Source organism: Qipengyuania rhodophyticola, from assembly GCF_042493225.1.
Classification (GTDB): domain Bacteria; phylum Pseudomonadota; class Alphaproteobacteria; order Sphingomonadales; family Sphingomonadaceae; genus Erythrobacter.
This window is the reverse complement of record NZ_CP170454.1, coordinates 2494283-2512800: the sequence shown is the minus strand read 5'-3', so window position 1 is coordinate 2512800 and position 18518 is coordinate 2494283. Positions and strand designations below refer to the sequence as shown.

Annotated in this window: 18 protein-coding genes and 1 tRNA gene; 7 read left to right on the top strand and 12 right to left on the bottom strand. The window is 57.4% G+C overall.

All coding sequences use genetic code 11. From position 1 onward, the window contains the following. Positions 1–4: 4 nt before the first annotated feature. Both ACFCXQ_RS12035 and cpdR read right to left on the bottom strand, forming a co-directional pair. Positions 5–79 (bottom strand) — tRNA-Val (locus ACFCXQ_RS12035). A gap of 77 nt (positions 80–156) precedes the next feature. Beyond that, entirely contained in the window at positions 157–546 is a 390-nt protein-coding gene (gene cpdR / locus ACFCXQ_RS12030; RefSeq protein WP_379550883.1) for a cell cycle two-component system response regulator CpdR, read from the bottom strand. Between the two features lie 120 nt (positions 547–666). Between cpdR and ACFCXQ_RS12025 the strand changes: the two genes are divergently transcribed. Beyond that, the gene (locus ACFCXQ_RS12025; protein ID WP_379550881.1) at positions 667–1623 is read left to right on the top strand and encodes an N-formylglutamate amidohydrolase; all 957 of its coding nucleotides are present in this window, start codon (positions 667–669) and stop codon (positions 1621–1623) included. 263 nt (positions 1624–1886) lie between these two features. On the opposite strand, the gene ACFCXQ_RS12020 is transcribed toward ACFCXQ_RS12025, so the two are convergent. Further along, positions 1887–2672, bottom strand: a complete 786-nt coding sequence (locus ACFCXQ_RS12020) for a SapC family protein (protein ID WP_379550879.1) — start codon at positions 2670–2672, stop codon at positions 1887–1889. 133 nt (positions 2673–2805) lie between these two features. Beyond that, positions 2806–4239 carry an FAD-binding oxidoreductase gene (locus tag ACFCXQ_RS12015; protein ID WP_379550877.1) on the bottom strand — a complete coding sequence of 478 codons (1434 nt, stop codon included), beginning with the start codon at positions 4237–4239 and terminating at the stop codon, positions 2806–2808. A 165-nt stretch (positions 4240–4404) separates the two neighbouring features. Here ACFCXQ_RS12015 and ACFCXQ_RS12010 point away from each other — a divergent pair, with 165 nt between their 5' ends. The 3 genes from ACFCXQ_RS12010 (at position 4405) to trhA (ending at position 7280) form a co-directional block, all read left to right on the top strand. Continuing rightward, positions 4405–4986, top strand: a complete 582-nt coding sequence (locus ACFCXQ_RS12010) for a hypothetical protein (protein ID WP_379550875.1) — start codon at positions 4405–4407, stop codon at positions 4984–4986. 200 nt (positions 4987–5186) lie between these two features. Then, entirely contained in the window at positions 5187–6605 is a 1419-nt protein-coding gene (locus ACFCXQ_RS12005; protein WP_379550873.1) for a DEAD/DEAH box helicase, read from the top strand. Positions 6606–6629: 24 nt separating this feature from the next. Beyond that, entirely contained in the window at positions 6630–7280 is a 651-nt protein-coding gene (gene trhA / locus ACFCXQ_RS12000) for a PAQR family membrane homeostasis protein TrhA (protein ID WP_379550871.1), read from the top strand. 25 nt (positions 7281–7305) lie between these two features. Here the strand turns inward: trhA and ACFCXQ_RS11995 are convergent, their stop codons facing one another. After that, on the bottom strand, positions 7306–9606 hold the full coding sequence (locus ACFCXQ_RS11995) for an ATP-dependent helicase (RefSeq protein ID WP_379550869.1): 2301 nt from the start codon (positions 9604–9606) through the stop codon (positions 7306–7308). 88 nt (positions 9607–9694) lie between these two features. Here ACFCXQ_RS11995 and ACFCXQ_RS11990 point away from each other — a divergent pair, with 88 nt between their 5' ends. Both ACFCXQ_RS11990 and ACFCXQ_RS11985 read left to right on the top strand, forming a co-directional pair. Further along, positions 9695–10093 (top strand): GFA family protein, encoded by a 399-nt coding sequence (locus ACFCXQ_RS11990; RefSeq protein ID WP_379550867.1) that lies wholly within the window; start codon positions 9695–9697, stop codon positions 10091–10093. Positions 10094–10281: 188 nt separating this feature from the next. Then, positions 10282–10716: a hypothetical protein gene (locus ACFCXQ_RS11985; RefSeq protein WP_379550866.1), complete on the top strand. Its 435-nt coding sequence runs from the start codon at positions 10282–10284 to the stop codon at positions 10714–10716. A 74-nt stretch (positions 10717–10790) separates the two neighbouring features. Here ACFCXQ_RS11985 and rsmD read toward each other — a convergent pair whose 3' ends face one another. Genes rsmD through ACFCXQ_RS11965 form a run of 4 tightly spaced genes read right to left on the bottom strand, consistent with a single transcriptional unit; the run spans position 10791 to position 13996 of the window. Beyond that, positions 10791–11336, bottom strand: coding sequence for a 16S rRNA (guanine(966)-N(2))-methyltransferase RsmD (gene rsmD / locus ACFCXQ_RS11980; RefSeq protein WP_379550864.1), 546 nt, complete (start codon positions 11334–11336; stop codon positions 10791–10793). After that, positions 11333–12091, bottom strand: coding sequence for a pseudouridine synthase (locus ACFCXQ_RS11975; protein ID WP_379550862.1), 759 nt, complete (start codon positions 12089–12091; stop codon positions 11333–11335). Before ACFCXQ_RS11975 ends, rsmD begins: the two co-directional genes overlap by 4 nt. Positions 12092–12141: 50 nt before the next feature. Further along, positions 12142–12813, bottom strand: a complete 672-nt coding sequence (locus tag ACFCXQ_RS11970; RefSeq protein ID WP_379550860.1) for a DUF6445 family protein — start codon at positions 12811–12813, stop codon at positions 12142–12144. A gap of 22 nt (positions 12814–12835) precedes the next feature. Further along, positions 12836–13996 carry an aromatic ring-hydroxylating oxygenase subunit alpha gene (locus ACFCXQ_RS11965; RefSeq protein ID WP_379550858.1) on the bottom strand — a complete coding sequence of 387 codons (1161 nt, stop codon included), beginning with the start codon at positions 13994–13996 and terminating at the stop codon, positions 12836–12838. Between the two features lie 72 nt (positions 13997–14068). Between ACFCXQ_RS11965 and ACFCXQ_RS11960 the strand changes: the two genes are divergently transcribed. Further along, the gene (locus ACFCXQ_RS11960; RefSeq protein ID WP_379550856.1) at positions 14069–15391 is read left to right on the top strand and encodes an AmpG family muropeptide MFS transporter; all 1323 of its coding nucleotides are present in this window, start codon (positions 14069–14071) and stop codon (positions 15389–15391) included. A 12-nt stretch (positions 15392–15403) separates the two neighbouring features. Here ACFCXQ_RS11960 and ACFCXQ_RS11955 read toward each other — a convergent pair whose 3' ends face one another. The 3 genes from ACFCXQ_RS11955 to trpA are packed head-to-tail and all read right to left on the bottom strand — an operon-like array spanning position 15404 to position 18368. Further along, the gene (locus ACFCXQ_RS11955; protein ID WP_379550854.1) at positions 15404–16693 is read right to left on the bottom strand and encodes a bifunctional folylpolyglutamate synthase/dihydrofolate synthase; all 1290 of its coding nucleotides are present in this window, start codon (positions 16691–16693) and stop codon (positions 15404–15406) included. Between the two features lie 6 nt (positions 16694–16699). Next, entirely contained in the window at positions 16700–17560 is an 861-nt protein-coding gene (gene accD / locus ACFCXQ_RS11950) for an acetyl-CoA carboxylase, carboxyltransferase subunit beta (RefSeq protein ID WP_379550853.1), read from the bottom strand. A gap of 28 nt (positions 17561–17588) precedes the next feature. After that, on the bottom strand, positions 17589–18368 hold the full coding sequence (gene trpA, locus ACFCXQ_RS11945) for a tryptophan synthase subunit alpha (protein WP_379550851.1): 780 nt from the start codon (positions 18366–18368) through the stop codon (positions 17589–17591). Between the last annotated feature and the right edge of the window lie 150 nt (positions 18369–18518).

The following is an 18518-nucleotide window of genomic DNA, read 5'->3' as shown; positions in this document are numbered from 1 at the left end:
ATGATGGTGGGCACAGGAAGATTTGAACTTCCGACCCCTGCAATGTCAATACAGTGCTCTACCCCTGAGCTATGCGCCCGCACCATCACTATGCCTGTATGTCGGCAGGCGAGCCACCTAGCGCCGGTCTATAACCTGCGCAAGGGCTTTCGCATGTTAAAGTGAGGCAGAAACGCGGCCTTCGAGCACGCGCTCAACTTCAAGGACCAAATCCTTCAGATGGAAGGGCTTGGAAAGAACCTTGGCATTGGGTTGTTCGCGGCTTGCCTTGAGCGTGACGGCCGCAAATCCAGTGATGAACATCACTTTGGTCACAGGGCTCATTTCGTTACAGCGCTGAGCCAGCTCAATCCCATCCATTTCTGGCATGACGATGTCTGACAGCAGAAGGTCATATGTTTCCTTCTCCAGAAGGGGCAGGGCGGCAGTGCCGCGATCTACCGAATCGACGCCATATCCCGCCTGCTCGAGCGCACGCTCGAGGTAGCTGCGCATGGCATTGTCATCTTCTGCGAGGAGTATCTTGGCGCGTACTGTCTGGTTCATGAGACGGCCTATAGCCAAATTCGATTAAGAAATCTTTGGCATCGGAGGGTCTGTCCACTCTTGGGGCAAAAAAACTCGGAGATTGAATCCTTTGACACACGGGCCTCGGGCCTTAATCACATGATTATGGTAAAGGTTAACCCCGTCGAGGCACCAGAGCCCGGTACGCGGCATGGCGGACATATTCCGGGGACGAAAGACCCAGCATTTACACTTAACGTCCCGCAATCACTGGCGATTCCGGTGGTTATTGCTGCGCCGCACGGTGGGCGCGCCTATCCCGATGCAATCATTGCGAAAATGCGGGAACCGCGCTGGTCAATGTTGCGGCTGGAAGACCGGCATGTGGACACGCTCGCCGCGGAAGTGGCCACGGCAACTGGCGCGATATTGCTGAGCGCCCATGCGCCGCGCGCGATGCTGGATCTGAACCGCGCGGCTGACGACGTTGATTGGGCGATGATTGTGGGGGGCAAAAGTGCTGGGCGAGCCGTTTCACGGGCGAATCACCGCGCGAAGGGCGGTCTTGGACTGGTCCCCCGGCGGCTCGCAGGATTGGGCGATATATGGCGCGAGGCTCTCTCTAAAGAGGAGCTTGAAGCGCGTATTGGGGCGATCCACAGCCCCTATCACGCAGTCTTGGGCAAAACACTGGAGCAATTGCGAGAACGCTGGGGCGCGGCGCTGTTGATCGATTTACATTCCATGCCACCGCTCAAGCCGAGCCGCGCGCATCCGAGAGCCGCTGAATTTGTGATTGGCGACAGGTTCGGTGCTTCTTGCCATGGATTTTTGGCGGATGCTGCCTTGCGTCATCTCGCCAATGTCCAACGCATGGTTGCTCATAACCGGCCTTATTCAGGCGGGTATGTGCTCGATCATCATTCTGCGCCCCGCCGCAATATCCATGGCTTACAGTTAGAAGTGTGCCGTTCGATTTATCTTGATGCGCGCATGGAAGAACCTGGGCCGCGCCTGCCTGCTGTCGCCCGGCAAATCGGCGGACTGGTGCGCGATCTGGCCTTTGAAACGATCACACTTGGTGGCGGTGAGCAGGCTCGTCAAGCAGCTGAGTAGATGTCGCGGCTACGGCAAAGCTGCTGTATTCTATAAAAAACCACCCCGTGCAACACGCACGAGGTGGCCGAGGTTCAGGGAGGGAATGCGCAACATGTGCGCATTCATCAAGCGCGCGATGAGGGTGGCGCGACTCGACACATCCGATGTGTGGGTGAAACGTTACGGTTTCAAGGCGGGAGCTTCCCCGAAAAATCAGGACAGCTCTGCTAAAAAACGTCCCGCCGCATTCTGCGCAGCAGGACGTTTTCTAAGTCTGCGAATCAGGCGTTGCCTACAGCTTCAGCAATTGCCTGAGGGCCTTGGCCTTGCTGAGCTTGGCGCGCGAAGATTGTGCGCATCAGATCAAGCGAGAAGATATGCGCGTGGATTAGCATAAGTAGGCCATTTTCATGCCATGCTTTCAGCTGCTCATCGCTGATGTTCTTGAGCTTCTCCTGATCGATCATCTTAAAGCCGCGATAAACGAAGGGCTTGTCAGGGTTTTCCTGAGTAGAGATGCCGATCTCGCCGTCCATCAGAAGCTCGTTCTTGGTCAGCTCTTCGAGGAAAACGCGAGTGCGCTGCCCAGCCTGCTCAAAATGCTCGCAAAATTCGAGGATGCGCTTGGTTGCGTCGGTTGCTTCGCCGTCCGCAAACAGGATTTCACCTTCTTTGAATTCACCGACAACGCCTGCTGACGGGTCAAAGCAAAGGGAGAGTTCGTCAGTGTCTGGCTTGAGCTTGGCTAGCATGAAGGGGTAGCGGCGAATGTAAGCAGGCACATAAACTGCCTCGGAAAACTTGCCGTCTTCGCCGACGAACGTGTTTACGCCTTCATTAAGGCCCATGAGTGCCAGTGGAAGCGGATTGTCTCCCGAAGAGAAAACGATCGGGAAATCACGCTGACATTGGACAAATTCATCAACCGTGATCGGGATAGCGTGCTGACCTTTGAGGAATTCAGCGCCTTCAAGCGATTTGGTCTTCCAAGAACCGTGATCACGGCTGTTGAGCGGCATGAGGTCTTTGTAAAAGAGGGGCAGGGTAGGTTGCGGCGCACTCGCCATGGATTTTCTCCGGATCGAAACAGAAATGTCGGTGTACGATAGCGACCAATTTTAGGAGCGCCTCGCGCGTGAAGCGCGGCTGTTAATGCGTAGTCGCCCAAGGTGCAAGGGGAACAAGCTTACGGTACCTAACTTAGGGTACCAGTTTTCCGGGATTGAGAATGCCTTGCGGGTCGAGCGCCAGCTTGACTGCGCGCATCATTGCATTGGCTACCGGGTCCCCCACGCGGGCGAGTTCTTCGCGCTTCATCTGGCCAATGCCGTGTTCAGCACTGATCGACCCACCCCATTGCGTGACAAGATCATGGACAAAGACGCTTATCGCTTTGCCGTCTTTTTCTTCCCAGTTGCCCGGCACCCCGTCAGCAGGCGCGCGGACATGATAATGGACGTTGCCATCGCCCAAATGACCAAACGCCATACCGCGTGTGCCGGGGAAACGCTTCTCAACTAGCGGGATAGTCTCCGCGACAAAATCCGCCATTTTGGCCACCGGTACAGAAACATCATGCTGCATCGCTGGTCCAAGCGCCTTTTCGGCTGCGGAAATCGAATCGCGGAGTAGCCAAAATGCCTCGGCCTGTGCTTCACTGCTTGCAAGAACGCCATCGGCAACCAATCCAGCGTCAAGCTGATCGGCAATCACGTGTTCAATGCGCTCCCGAAGCTGCGCCATATGCTTTTCAGTATCACTGACAATTTCAACAAGTGCATGCCAATTGTGCTCACCTTCGACTGGTGAACGTGCATCGGGCAAATGATCGAGTACTGCGGTCAGCGCATGGCTTGGGATTATCTCAAAACCCTCGAGCTCTTCTGACATTGCCGTCTCAAAAGCGACAAGAACGGCGCGGGCTGCTTGGACAGACGGCAGACCCAGCCAAATAACTGTCCGCTCTGCGATCTGCGGGACCAGCTTCAAAGTCGCACCCGTCACAATGCCTAATGTCCCTTCAGAGCCGATGAGTGTTTGCTTGAGGTCAAATCCGCGATTGTCTTTCTTTAGCGGCTCCAGCGTGTTGAGGATGCTTCCGTCAGCGAGCACCGCTTCAAGCCCGAGCACTTGCGCGCCCATCGTGCCATGGCGCAGCACCTGTGTGCCGCCAGCATTGGTCGAGATAAGTCCGCCTACGGTCGCAGAGCCTTTTCCTCCTAGCGTCAAAGGAAAGCGTAGCCCCTCGGCTTCGGCTGCCTCATGCAAGTTTTGCAGGATGACGCCGGCATCGCAGCGCACTTGCCGGGTCTCGGTGTCCACCGGGTGGATCGTGTCAAGTCGCCGCAACGACAGGATCACTGCTCGGCCGCTGTTATCGGGGGTTGCGCCGCCTGACATGCCGCTATTGCCGCCTTGCGGGACGATCGGCACGCCGTGGTCGGCGCAAATTTTGACCAGCGCGCTGACTTCCTGCGTGGAAGCGGGTGCTGCCAATCCAATCGCCTTCCCCGTGTACCGACCGCGCCAGTCGGTGAGCCAGGGTGCCAGATCATCTAAGCTTTGCAGAAAGCCTTTTTCGCCAAGCAGGGCGCGGGCCTTTGCGACAAATCCGTCAGCCGATGAGTTATCCATAACTTCCATATCTGCCTTATGGCACAAGTCCGAGCGGGTCTGATAGCTCGACACGCGAAATGTTGCCGATTAAGCCAATATTCAAGAGACTATGGTCAGAGGCTGACAACGTCGGCGTTTTGGGGGCCGCAAATTGAAGCGTTTGCTGGAGACGGTGAAATCATTTTGACCAACAGCCTTGTTGCATTCATTGCGCCATTGGTGATGCTTGGTGCCGATCCGGCAGGCGCCGGAGGCCAATCGGCGGCGCTGACCGACGAGCATGTGACGCAGGCTGAAGGCGACACGCCCAAGACGGTATCAAGCAGCAGAGCGCCGGACTGGCTCGAGCTGGGCGCGCATTACCAAGTACCGATCGTCCAGCAGGTGCGGATTGAGCAACGGGTTATCCTTCGGATTGTACCGCGTAATACCAATCGGCGTAATCTTGTCGCTGAACTCCAAAGCCGCAGAGCATCGCCGCGATACACTCAGCAGAAGATGGGCAAGTGTCTGAAAGCAAATTCAATTGTTGGCGTTCAGGCGAACAACAATAATCGCTTACTGCTCTTTATGCGCGATCAGGGGATGGTGCTCGCTAACCTGGAAAAGACGTGCTCATCGCGCGATTTCTATTCCGGCTTTTACGTAGAGCGTAATGATGATGGGAATTTGTGCATTGAGCGTGATCGTTTGCTTTCACGCAGCGGCGCCAAGTGCCAATTGTCTGAATTCCGCCGCTTAGTCCCAGAGGGCGCAACCCGCTAAGTAGCAAATACGGGCCTGAGCCGACTGCAGTCATCCCCCCAAAGGCATAGCGCGAAACTCTCGTTTTCTTGACTTTTCTGAGGTCTATGGGCACACGACGCCCAGCTTACGCGGTGTTCGCGGCTGATTTTCTGGGCCGGCTCTCCAACCAAGCGCGCTTTCCTTACAATTTTTAGACTACGGAATGACACAACGCACGCATGACTTTTGCTGATCTAGGCCTTTCTCCCGAGCTGCTCAAAGCAGTTGATGACGCTGGCTATACCGAGCCTACCGCCATCCAAGCTGAGGCGATCCCGCCAGTATTGATGATGAAAGACATCATCGGTATCGCTCAAACAGGCACCGGCAAAACCGCCAGCTTTGTTCTTCCGATGATCGATGTGATGGCAAGCGGGCGCAGGCGTGCGCTCATGCCGCGCAGCCTCATTCTGGAACCAACACGCGAACTTGCTGCGCAAGTAGCTGAGAATTTTGAGAAATATGGCAAGAACCATGACCTCAAAATGGCACTGCTCATTGGCGGTGTGCAAATGGGCGATCAGATCAAGGCGCTGAACGAGGGTGTTGACGTTCTCATCGCGACGCCGGGGCGCTTGATGGATCTGTTTGAGCGCGGAAAAATCCTCCTCAATGGCTGCGAATTGCTGGTGATTGATGAAGCAGACCGCATGCTCGATATGGGCTTCATCCCGGATATTGAGTTCATCTGTTCGAAACTGCCCGAAACTCGGCAAACCATGCTGTTCTCCGCGACAATGCCACCGCCGATTGAGAAACTGGCGAAGACTTTTCTCAGCAATCCCAAGCGGATAGAGGTGAGTCGCGCGGCCAGCACTAACAAAGACATCACCGCGTTCAAAGTGAAGGTGCAGAGCCGTCAGAAGCGCGACACATTGCGCTGGCTGCTCCGTAATGATCTGGTCGAAACCGCGATCATTTTTGCGAATCGCAAAACGACTGTTCGTGAGCTCAATAAGAGCCTACAAAGTCACGGCTTTGCGAGCAGCGAGATCCACGGCGATATGGACCAGTCGAGCCGTTTGAAAGAACTCGAACGCTTCAAAGCAGGTGATGTGAACATTCTGGTGGCGAGCGACGTTGCCGCACGCGGGCTCGACATCAAGGGTGTCAGCCACGTGTTCAATTTCGACACGCCATGGCACCCGGACGATTATGTCCACCGCATCGGCCGCACAGGCCGGGCAGGGGCCAAAGGACGCGCTTTCACATTTGTCGCGAAAGAAGACCAAGAAGCGATTGAGAATGTTGAGAAACTCATCGGTAGCGAGGTTCCGATATTTGGACAAAGCGATGTCCGGGTCGAACTGAAGACAGGTGCGGAAAACGACAAGCCCAAACGTTCGCGCAAGCGGGCGGAAGCAAATTTAGATGCAGATCGCAGCGATGATGAGCCGGGTGAAGAGCGTAAGCCTGCTAGGGAACGTAAGCCGCGTAAGTCAGAAGCAGCTGACAAGCGCGAGAGGCCACGCAAGGCCGACAAAGCGGATAAGCCAGAGCGCCGCAGTCGTTCTAAGCGCGACGAGCCTGAAGATCCGGTCCCAGCGGGCGAGTGGAACGGTCCGCAGCCGGGCTTTCTCGATGTTGGTTTCGAATAATCAGTCGGGAAGCAGCCCGGTCCCATGAATATCAGCGCCATAACCTATCCCAGCCCGACCACCGAAGAGCGCTATGTTGACGGCGTAACGCACGTGATTGGGCTTGCCGCAGTTGCTGCTGGATGTACCGCATTCTTCATTTATTCTGATGCTCTCGGTGGGCCAGCGCTCATAGCTTCCGTGGTGATTTACGCAGTTTGCGCGATTCTGTCCGCAGGCGTTTCGGCCGCCTACCATCAGCTGCCGATGCATGATTGGCGAGTGTTCCTCCGGCGCGTCGACCACGCCGCCATCTACGCCGTAATCGCTGGCACTTTTACGCCGCTATTGATCCAAGTTGGCACCACTTGGGCCTATTGGATTTTGACTGCAACATGGGCGTTTGCGGTGCCGGGCATGCTGTTCAAGATGTTTGGCAGAAACCTCGACTCGCGTTGGTCGCTCATATCCTATGTCGGTATGGGCTGGTTCGGTGTGTTGGCACTGCCTGACTTCTGGAGCGACCTGCCAACAGGTGCTTTGGTCGGTATCGCAGGCGGGGCGGTGTTCTACTCCATTGGAACCTTATTTTATCGCAACAAAACCATGCGATACCGCTACGCTATCTGGCATGCCTTTGGCCTGCTGGGTGCGGGCTCTTTCTTTGCGGCAATCTGGATCAGCTTGTTCGCCTGAGGGCCTTCCAAACCAGCTATGCGATCTAGTCGGCCAGGGCAATAAAGCTGTCGAGTACGCGCTTTGTTCCGGCCTTTTCAAACTCGATCTCAAGTTTGTTGCCCTCTTGATCGGTGACAATTCCGTAGCCAAATTTGTCGTGAAACACGCGCGCGCCAATGGCGATGTCACCGCGCGGTTTTGCGGCAAAGCTGGCAGCGCTGCGATGGTTCTCCCTGACCCGCGGCTGTTTAGTTTCATAGCTGCTGGAGAGCGCACGTTGATAGCCGGGACCCCGCGTGTCGGAGCGTTCCTTGGCAACATGTGCGAAGGGATCTTCATTCTCTGACCAATTCGCGCGCCACATCGATGCGCCTCCGGTCATGGTGCTTTCGCGTTCGATTGTGTCCTCGGGCAATTCCTCGACAAAGCGGCTTGGGATTGAGCTGGTCCATTGGCCGAATATACGCCGGTTGGCGGCATGCAGGATGGTGCAGCGCCTTCGCGCGCGGGTAATCGCCACATAAGCGAGGCGTCGCTCTTCTTCGAGACTAGCAAGGCCGCCTTCGTCAAGCGAGCGCTGCGAGGGAAATACGCCTTCCTCCCACCCGGGCAGAAAGACGTGATTGAATTCCAGCCCCTTGGCCGCATGCATAGTCATAATGGTGATTTTCTCGCCATCGCCGCGCGCGTCATTGTCCATCACCAGGCTGACATGCTCTAGGAAGTCGCCAAGCGTCTCATACTCCTCCATCGCTCGGGCGAGCTCAGAAAGATTCTCAAGCTTTCCAGCAGCTTCTGGCGTTTTGTCCTTTTGCAGCATCTCTTCATAGCCACTTTCCGAGAGGACCATACGGAGCAACTCTGCAGGCGTATTTTCCTCCGCCTGCTCGCGCCAATGGACGAACAGTTTGAGCAATCCGGTGATTGTGTTGCGGGCGCGGGCAGCGAGCTCATCAGTGCCCGCCAGATCCAGCGCGGCAGCGGCCAAAGGCGCTTGGAGTGCGCGCGCATGACGCCGCATCGCCTCAAGCGCCTTTGCACCGAGGCCGCGCTTGGGTTGATTATATATTCGCTCAAACGCTAGATCATCCGCTGGCTGCGCTATCACGCGCAAATAGGCCAGTGCGTCGCGGATCTCGGCGCGTTCGTAAAAACGGAAACCGCCAATGATCCTGTAGTTGAGGCCAATCTGAATAAAGCGGTCTTCGAATTCGCGCGTTTGATATTGCGCACGCACGAGGATCGCGATGTCTTCCAGCGGCGCGCCTTCATGCTCAAGCCGCTCGATGTCTTCGCCAACGCGGCGAGCCTCTTCTGGCGCGTCCCACACGCCGATAACGCGCACCTTTTCGCCTTGATCCAGCTCCGTCCACAGCGTCTTGCCAAGCCGTTCGCTATTGGCTGTAATTAGCCCTGATGCGGCGGCAAGGATTTGCGGGGTGGAGCGATAATTCTGCTCCAGCTTGACGACTTTCGCGCCTGGAAAGTCTTTTTCAAACTTGAGAATGTTCGCGACTTCTGCTCCGCGCCATGAATAGATCGACTGGTCATCATCGCCGACCACGCAGATATTCTTGCGTTCTTGCGCAAGCAGCCGCAGCCACAAATACTGGACCTGATTGGTGTCCTGATATTCGTCGACGAGGATATATTTGAAGCGCTGCTGATACTGCTCCAGCACGTCGCGATGTTTGCGGAAGATGTTGAGCACATGCAGCAATAGATCGCCAAAGTCACAGGCATTGAGCGCCTTCAACCGGTCTTGATAAAGCTGATAAAAATGCTGACCGCGCCCATTGGCATAGCTCTCATTATCCACCGCATCGAGATCGGCCGGGTTGAGCCCGCGGTTCTTCCAGCGATCAATCAGCCCGGCAAGCTGGCGCGGGGGCCAACGCTTCTCATCAAGGTCCTGATCGCGGATCAGCTGCTTTAGCAGGCGGAGCTGATCATCAGTGTCGATGATGGTGTAATTGCTTTTCAGGCCAACTAGCTCGGCATGGCGGCGCAGCATCCGCGCACCGATTGAGTGAAACGTGCCAAGCCATGGCATTCCCTCCACCGCATCGCCGATATGTCCGCCGACCCGATGGCGCATTTCACGCGCAGCCTTGTTAGTAAAGGTGACGCATAGAATCTCGCTCGGCCATGCTTTGCGCATAGCAATAAGGTGAGCGAGCCGCGCGGTCAGCGCCGCTGTTTTGCCGGTCCCCGCGCCAGCCAGCATCAGTACAGGGCCCTCTGTGGTTAGAACCGCGTCACGTTGAGGCGCGTTCAGCTGCTCAGCGTAAGCGGGAAGGGGGCCATCCAGGGCGGTGTCTGAAGAGGTGGGCAGGGTGGACATGAAGTGCGCGAACAAGTAGAGAACAAAGGCTCGGCATGCAAGCGCTGCCGGACAAAGCGATGATTACGCGCGAGCTGGGAGAAGGGCAATGTTGAGCGGTGGCTGTCACTGTGGAGCAATCCGATATGAGATCAGGGGTGAGCCGATCAATCACGCTTTGTGTCACTGCGTAGACTGCCGTCGCAGTTCCGGCGCGCCGATGGTCGGGTGGGCGATGATGCCGGATGACATTCTGCACGTTACTGGCGAGGCCAGCGTGTATGCCTCATCGGAAAGCGGGCGGCGACACTTCTGCATCCAATGCGGCACGGGGCTGTTTTACAGCAATGACGAGTTCTTGCCGGGCATGGTGGATGTGCAGACGGGTACTTTGGATGATCCGGAAGAGCTGCCCGCGCAGGCGCATATCCAAACTGCGGAGCGAATCGATTGGATGAAATGTGCGCATAAATTGCCTGAATTTGAGGGCTTCCCGCCTCAGGAATAGGCGCAGCAACAAGCACTGAAAGCGGTTCGGCGGGTTTTTCGCACGGCTCTCGCTCGAGTGGTCTGCGTGCAAGTTTAGCATCGGCGGCGACCATTGCCTTACGGCACAACTAACGCCATCTCCACTCCACTAACTGTGTCGGGGGACGCGCTTCGTCATGCATGGAACTCGATAAGGAGACGCATTCCATGCGTAGAACAATATTGTACCTCGTTGGCGGTTCACTCGCCACAATTTCAATCCCCGCCTTGGCTCAGGACACTGCGCCGATGCCTGATGCGCCCGCCGCATCAAGCGATATGACGCCAGAGCAAATGACTCAATACGGCGGCTGGCCGGAAGATAAGCGCGTTGCCTATGACGGCTGGCCTGGCGACGCTCAGGCATATTTCTGGACACTGTCACCAGAGCGGCAGGACTTGTTTTGGCGCCTCGCTGACAATGACAAGCTGGCGCTGACCGCGATGGCAGAGCCAGACCGGGAGGCAGCTTGGCAAATGGTTGAGCAGCGCGCTGCTGGTGGCGGTGAAGCGCCCACTGACGCAGGTCCGCCGTCACCGCCACCTCCTCCGCCAGAGCCGATGGATGAAGCTGAAGCCGATCCCGACAATCCTATGCTTTGAGCAAACGTGAAGCGAGCGCTTCGGGTCGCCCATTTGAGTGAGAATGGCCGAAGTCGCAATGAGGCTACGCCGTGTTAGGGATTGAAACGCCACAAAGAGATGGCAGCCTTCCCGACGCGGCGTAGCACCTCACATTCGAGCTGCCTGATGTCGAGATCTTCATCGGCAGCCGTTTCCAAAGCAATCCACGTAGTTTCATTGATCCAGTCGAGCCGCTTGAGCCGGTCGAGCGCAACTGCGCCTGCGCCGGTGTGATACGGCGGGTCGAGCAGGATGAGATCGTAGGGTTCACGAGCTGGGCCGAGCTTGGTCACTGAGCCCGGCTGAACCTCCGCACGGTCCTTTGCCCTCAAAGTTTGTATATTGGCTTTGACGGCGTCGAGCGCGGGCTTTTCTTGCTCCACGAACAGGCAATGCGCCGCCCCGCGCGACAAAGCCTCAAGCCCCAGAGCGCCGGAACCAGCAAAGAGATCTGCCACGCGCAGGCCCTCAAATGTGCCGAGGCGGCTCGTGAGCATGGAGAATAGCGTTTCGCGAGTGCGATCAGCCGTGGGGCGGGTGGTATCGCCTTTGGGCGCGACCAGCTTGCGCCCGCGCCATTCACCAGCAATTACTCTCATTGCTTTGGTAGCGTCCGGCGAAAATTAAACAAATCACCGCGGCTGATCTCGCTTGCTTGGCCGCGCGCAAGCTCGCCGAGCTCAAACGGACCATAAGCGGTGCGCAGCAAGCGGCTGACTTGCAGGCCGAGATGCTCCAGCACGCGGCGCACTTCGCGGTTTTTTCCTTCGGTTAGCGTCATTTCAATCCAGCGATTGCGGCCTGAGCCGCGCTCCAGATCCGCCTCAATCGAGCCATACCGCACGCCATCAATAGTGATGCCCTCGATCAACCCGTCGAGTTGTTCCTGTGTGATGTCGCCAAAAGCGCGGGCGCGGTACGTGCGCGGAACTCCGGATGAGGGGAGCTCCATCGCGCGTTTCAGCGCACCGTCATTGGTCAGCAGCAGCAAGCCTTCGGTGTTAAAGTCAAGCCTGCCAATCGGCATCAGACGCCCGGCACTTTGCGGAATTGCGTTACGCAGCGCGGTGTAGATCGTCGGACGGCCCGCCGGATCGCGCTCAGCAGTGATCAACCCGCTGGGTTTGTTAAAACAGAATAGCCGCGTCGCTTCTGCCTTCGCGACGGGCTTTCCGTCTACCGCAACGCCCGCAAGGCTGGTTAGTTTTATTGCAGGCGTATCCAAAACCTTCCCGTCAATCGCCACGCGGCCATCGGCAATCATTCGCTCAACCTCGCGGCGGCTCGCGACACCGGCACGGGCAAGCAGTTTAGCGATCCGGTCGCCTTCTTCGGGAAGCTTATTGTCAGACATGAGCGCGCAACTAAGCTCTCTTATGCGCAGGCGCAATCACTATGGTGTGCTTAGCCTTGCAAGAAAGCGGTGACAGTGAGGCGGCCATTGTCTAGCGGAGCATCGGCAAAGGGCGGCGCAGAAATCACACCGGAATGCAGCACGCGCCCTCGATAAAGGATCAGCCGGTCGGGTTTTGCCTCAATCTCGCCGATCATTTCATACCGCCGGCTATCTCCGTAACAGTACCCCTCGGGTGGCGGGCCGAATGCGCTGTCATCATCGCCAATTGCTGCGCGATATTCTGCTACGCGCGCCGGGTTCACAGATTCAAAACCTGTGCGCTTGTGCCGGTAAAAGGCAGTACCACCAGCATATTGCGAGACGTATTGGACAATCGCGATGAGGTTTGGCTCAGGCCCGTCATAATGCGGAATGCGCTGCGAAGGGGCGAGAGCTTCAGGCGGTGTGGTCACGATGCTGAAGGCGCAGCTTTCGATTCCGATCTGGCAAGATAGATCGAACTCTGCGCTCAAAATTTCAGTCAGTAGTGCTCCCTGCGTACTCAGATAATTTGGGTCGAGCGGGCTGCGTATGCCGGGATATCCCTGTGCTGCTGCATAACGCGCACGCCTCCCAACCGCGACAAGGCGTTCTAGATCGCGCGAAAAATGGTCGATGATGACCACCGGCTCGAGCTCTCGGCCAAAGCGCTCTACGCTGTAGTTGGAGCTCTGGGTCATGGAACTACAATCCGCGAGATGATTAGGCCGCCGCCTCCATAAGCTCGGCGATTGTCGCATGATAATGCGCGATACCGCCTTCGAGCGAACCCAACGTCAGCTCAGGCACTGCGCCAGTCTCCAGCCCTTGCTGTCCCAGCTCAGCCGCGCGGAAATCTTCGCTCGCAAACACGCCGCCATCGAGCAATGCCCAGCTGCGCTCCCAATGATCGCGCGCTTTGTCGGTGGCAGGGGCTTCGGGAATGAGCATGAAATCTTCGACCAGCGTGTGATTATGCGCTTGCGGCATCATCACCATGACATTGATATAGTCAGGGCTGGGGATGATCAGCGCTCCGGGAATAAGCTGATAGGCGAAGGTTACGACCCGCCGCAGCGCAGCCATATCGGTAAGGTCGACGCTGTCCATCTCTTCGAGCCTGCCCACGGCCGAGCGATGATGCGGCCCAACCATATCGCCTGATGTCACGCCGTCTTTGAAGAATGGGCCAATGGTTTTCGCATGAAGGCGCGTCACATGATAGCTTTCGAGGAAGGCATCCATGATGAGCTTCCAGTTGGCCGCTACGCTGTGCGTTTTGCGGCGGAAGAGCACATGATCTCCTGCGCCAAATGCGTCCATTTCGTCGCCAACGGCTTTCGCGCCCTCGAAATCAGCGTGTTTCTCAGGTGCAAACCATATCAAGCCGCCGCTTTCCAAGCTGGGCAATTTGACAAGGGAATGCTCGCTTTTCTCAAGGCTGGGGAATGTGTCGGGCCGGGGTAAAGCGAGCAAACGTCCATCCACCGAGTAAGTCCACGCATGATAGGGACAAACAAGCTTCTTCGCGCATTGCACTTCATCGCCTTCGACCAGTCTGGTTCCGCGGTGCTGACAGACATTGAGGAAAACATGCGCTTTCCCAGCGGTATCGCGGGTGATCAGGAGCGGGCGGCCCGTGCCATCATGCGGCGCTGCCATGGCAGGTTCGGGGAGAAGCGCGCTGGGGCACAGAATTTGCGGCATGCGGCCAAACAAAGCAGCCTTTTCACGCGCAAAATACTCCGGATCGGTATAAAGCGAGGCAGGGACGTTCTGCATCGATGCAGCCGCCTTTGTGCCGCCCTTCGCGATGGCGCGCGCCAAAGCTATCTGTCCGTCTGTCGGTCGCCGTTCAGGCGCGATTGTGGGTGCTTTGCTCATGACGCCTGTTCCTCAGTGAATAGCGGCGCTAGTGTTGCAAATAATTGATGGGAACGGAAGGACGTTCGGGGAATGACGGAATTGACCACGGGTGATGGGTCGCCAGAGCGCAATGTTTGGGACTCGATCAAACCCTATCTTGAGAAGGAATCGCTCGCGGCGTTCTTTCTCGGCGTGTCCTCGGGCTTTCCCTTTGCTCTGCTAGCCGCGACGCTAACAACGCGTCTGGCTCAAGACGGGATCGAAAAGTCCACTGTAACGGCCTTCACGCTTGCCTTTTTAGTCTATAATTTCAAGTGGCTGTGGGCTTGGATCATCGACAGCGTGAAGCTGCCGATTATCGGTCGCTTGGGCATGCGCGTATCATGGATGATTGTGATTGGCCTGGTCGTTATCGCCGCCACCATCAATCTTGCTCTGGCTGACCCTAAGCAGGACATTGTCTGGGTCGCTATTTCAGCAGTCATGCTGGGCGCAGCTGGCGCCACTTTTGACATTATTATCGATGCATACCGGATCGAAACGCTCAAGCCTTACCAGCTTGGTGTCGGCTCAGGGATGAGCCAGTATGGATGGCGAATTGGTGCGGCGAGTGCAGGTGCTCTGGCATTGGTCGTGGCCACGCGCAGCGACTGGACCGTCGCCTATGCCGTGTGCTCGATTTTCGCTTTTCCCGCGATGATAACCGCATTGATCTTGGGAGAGCCGCCGCGCCACAAGGTTCAGGCAGTGCGGACAAGTGTTACCGAGAAAATGCGCGCAATTGCAGACCCATTTGTTGAGTTCTTTAAACGCACCGGGGCGTGGCTCGTCCTGCTCTTTATCCTGGTTCACAAGATTGGCGACACATTGGCCAATCTCACTTTCCGGCTGCTGTTTGATGATTTGGGCTACACCAATGATGAGATCGCGATTTACGATGTGGGTGTGGGCTTCTGGGCGCTGATCATCGGCGTGTTTATCGGCGGAATTATATACGCAAGACTTGGGCTGAAACGGTCGGTTCTAATCGCTCTGATCTTGATGGCAGTTAGCAACATCAGCTTTGCGGGACTGGCGGCGATCGGCCACAGCAATTTGGCCATGGCAGCGGCCATCGGCTTTGAGAACTTCGCAAGCGGCTATGGCGGCGTAGTTGTTGTTGCCTATTTCTCAGCGCTGACAGACCTCCGTTTTACGGCCGCGCAATATGCCTTGATTAGCGCTGGCGCGAGCATTGTCGGGAGATTGCTGACGGGCACTACCGCTGGCAGCTTGATCGAGGCGATGGGCTATGTGAATTTCTATCTGCTTACGACGGTTTTGGCCGTACCGGGCATCATTCTGTTCTGGTGGATGATGCGTACCGGATTGGTCGATTCTTCGATGGGTACAGCAGGTAAGGAAGAGGCCTAGTCAGGTGCTTGCTTAAACAGGCACCTGATTGTTAAGCTGTAAGACCTCGCCCGCAAGATAGAGTGACCCGGCGATAAGCACTGGCAAGCCATCATCGGGAAGCGAGGCGACCGCTGCGATGACGCTTGGTGCGGAGAGGGCATCTGATGCAAAGGCTGATGCAGCATGATGGTCATGGCCAGGTACAGGTACGGCGGTAATACTCTCAATCGAAGCGGAAAGCGGCTCAACCAAAGCCGCCGGGTCTTTTACGTCAAGCATACCGAGAATGAGATGGAGTTCGCGCCCGCGAAAATGCTTCGCCAAGGCTGCACCCGCGCTCGCATTATGCCCGCCATCAAGCCAAACCTCACGCGCGCTGGTGACCGGGCCGGATGCAAGGCGCTGGAGCCTCGCGGGCCAATGCGAGCCATGAATGCCCTGCGCAAGCGCTTCCGCTGAGACCGTAACCGCTGATTGGTGCCGGATCATCGCCACAGCCAGCGCCGAATTCAGCGCCTGATGAGCGCCAGACATAGTCGGAAGCGGAAGATCGAGCGCGCCGAGAGCGTCTGAATAGTGCAGCGCGCTCTGGCTCACACGTACCTGCCAATCCTCGCCCAGGCTTGCGAGGGGCGAGTTACTGCGCGCTGCCGCCCAAAACATCTCCAATTGGAGCGGAGCGTCATATTCGAGTGTTACGAGCGGCACACCGGATTTGGCGATGCCGGCCTTTTCAAAGGCAATCCGCGCCATTGGGTCTTGCGGCACGTTCTTTTCAGGCGCGAGCAGAAACCGCTCATGATCAATGCCAAGCGCGGCAATTCCGCAAGCTGCTGGCTGCTCTAGAACGTTGGTCGCGTCAAATCGTCCGCCAACGCCAACCTCTACGATGCAAGCGTCGGCGGGCACACGCGCAAATTCGGTGAATGCGGCGGCGATTGTGACTTCAAAGAAACTGGGCGCGAGGTCTTCGCCCGCATTCAGAACTTCGTCGAGCAGCTCAGCAAGCCGCTTATCGCTAATCAGCTCACCTGCGACCCTGATCCGCTCATTATAATGCACTAGATGCGGCGAGGTTGTCATGTGGACTTTCTTGCCATCTGCCTCCAGCATCGCCCGCAGGAAAGCGCACACAGAGCCTTTGCCGTTGGTTCCCGCGACATGAAACACCGGTGGTAGCTTCTTGTGCGGATCGCCAAGCCGCTCCAGCAGTTCCCTGATCGTCTCGAGACCCAGACGCCCTTGCGGAACGCTCAGCGCAGCCAGACGGTCCAGCTGCGCTTGAACGCGCGGATCATCCGAGCGCCCGAAATCCTTCATATCGCGTCAGGCCGCTGCTCGCGGGCGCAGATAGTCGAGCACATTGGCTAGCGTGCTCTTCAGATCATGACGGTGCACCACCATATCGACCATCCCGTGCTTGTAGAGATATTCCGCGCGCTGGAAGCCTTCGGGCAATTGCTCGCGAATAGTATCTTGGATCACCCGCTGGCCGGCAAAGCCAATCAGCGCGCCGGGCTCAGCGATGTGAATGTCGCCTAGCATTGCATAGCTGGCGGTGACGCCGCCAGTGGTAGGGTCCGTCAGCACGACAATATAGGGCAGGCCAGCCTCGCGCAGACGGCGGGTCATCACGGTCGCTTTCGGCATTTGCATAAGGCTAAGAATGCCCTCCTGCATGCGAGCGCCGCCCGCCGCAGTCACTACAACATATGCGCATTTGCGCGCCAGCGCCCGCTCTGCGCCCGCGCAAAATGCCGTGCCGACGGCCATTCCCATGCTGCCGCCCATAAAGGTGAAGTCTTGCACGCCGATGACCGCCGCATGGCCCTCAATTGCGCCTGATCCAGCGAGAAATGCGTCGCCATTGGGACGTTCTTCGGGATTGTTCGCGCGCGCCTGCTTTATGCGGTCAGTGTATTTCTTGCTGTCTTTGAACTTGAGCGGGTCTTGGCGGACCTCGGGTTGAGGCAGCAGCTCATAGCCCTCATCAAACAGCTGACGCAGCCGTTCTTCAGCGCCAATCCGTCCATGATGGTCGCAGCGCGGACAAACAAACGCATTGTCCTCATATTCCTGCGCGAAGATCATTTCCTGACACGAGCGGCATTTGATCCAGAGATCTTTCTCGGTGGTGCGCTTGGGCAGCCAGCCAATCGAGTTTCGGACGCGAGTGAACCAGTTCATCGGGGGTATTTCCTGTTGTTCGCGCATCTTATCGCGCAGAATGGACCGCCTCTGCAAGCGCTGCGGTGTATTCTTGCAGCTTCGGCGGGGCGTTGAGCCTGTGTTCGCCAACGATTTCGACCAGAGCCGAGCCGACGACAACGCCATCTGCGACTTTGGCGATTGCGCTGGCCTGTTCTGGGGTGCGCACGCCAAACCCAACTGCGACGGGCAGATCAGTTGCGGCCTTGAGCCTGGCGATAGCCTCTTCGATGCTGGTCTGTGCGGCCTGTTGTTTGCCGGTAATGCCTGCGACGGAAACATAATAGAGGAAGCCGTCCGAGCCTTCGAGAACCTGCGGCAGACGTTTGGCATCGGTCGTCGGCGTGGCGAGACGGATGGGGGCGATGCCCGCTGCGCGCAGGGCAGGGCCGAGCGCCTCGTCTTCCTCTGGCGGGATATCGACACAGATGACGCCATCGACGCCAGCCTGTTTTGCGGCCTGTGCAAACCATTCCGGCCCGCGCCGGACCATCGGGTTCGCATAGCCCATGAGCACCAGCGGCACGTCCGGGTGCCGCGCGCGGAAGTCGGTCGCGATTTGCAGGACGTCAGCGGTAGTCGTGCCCGCGCCGAGGCTGCGTAGATTGGCGCTCTGAATGGCCGGGCCATCGGCCATCGGATCGGTGAACGGCATGCCCAATTCGATCACATCCGCGCCGCCCGCGACCAGCGCGTCGAGATTGGCCGCAGTATCGCCATCACCAGCGGTGATGAACGCGACGAAAGCGGGGTGGGGCTCGGAGAAGGCGGTTTGGAGGCGGGTCATCAAAACCGCTTCCAGATTGCTGCCACAAAAGTAGCGACCGAAGCCGCAAAACAAAAAACTCCACCTCCGACAACGACACGCCCAAAACCTACGATCTGGCAATCGAAGGTGCAGATTGGTACGTTTGGATCGCTTGGTTGCCAACGGAAT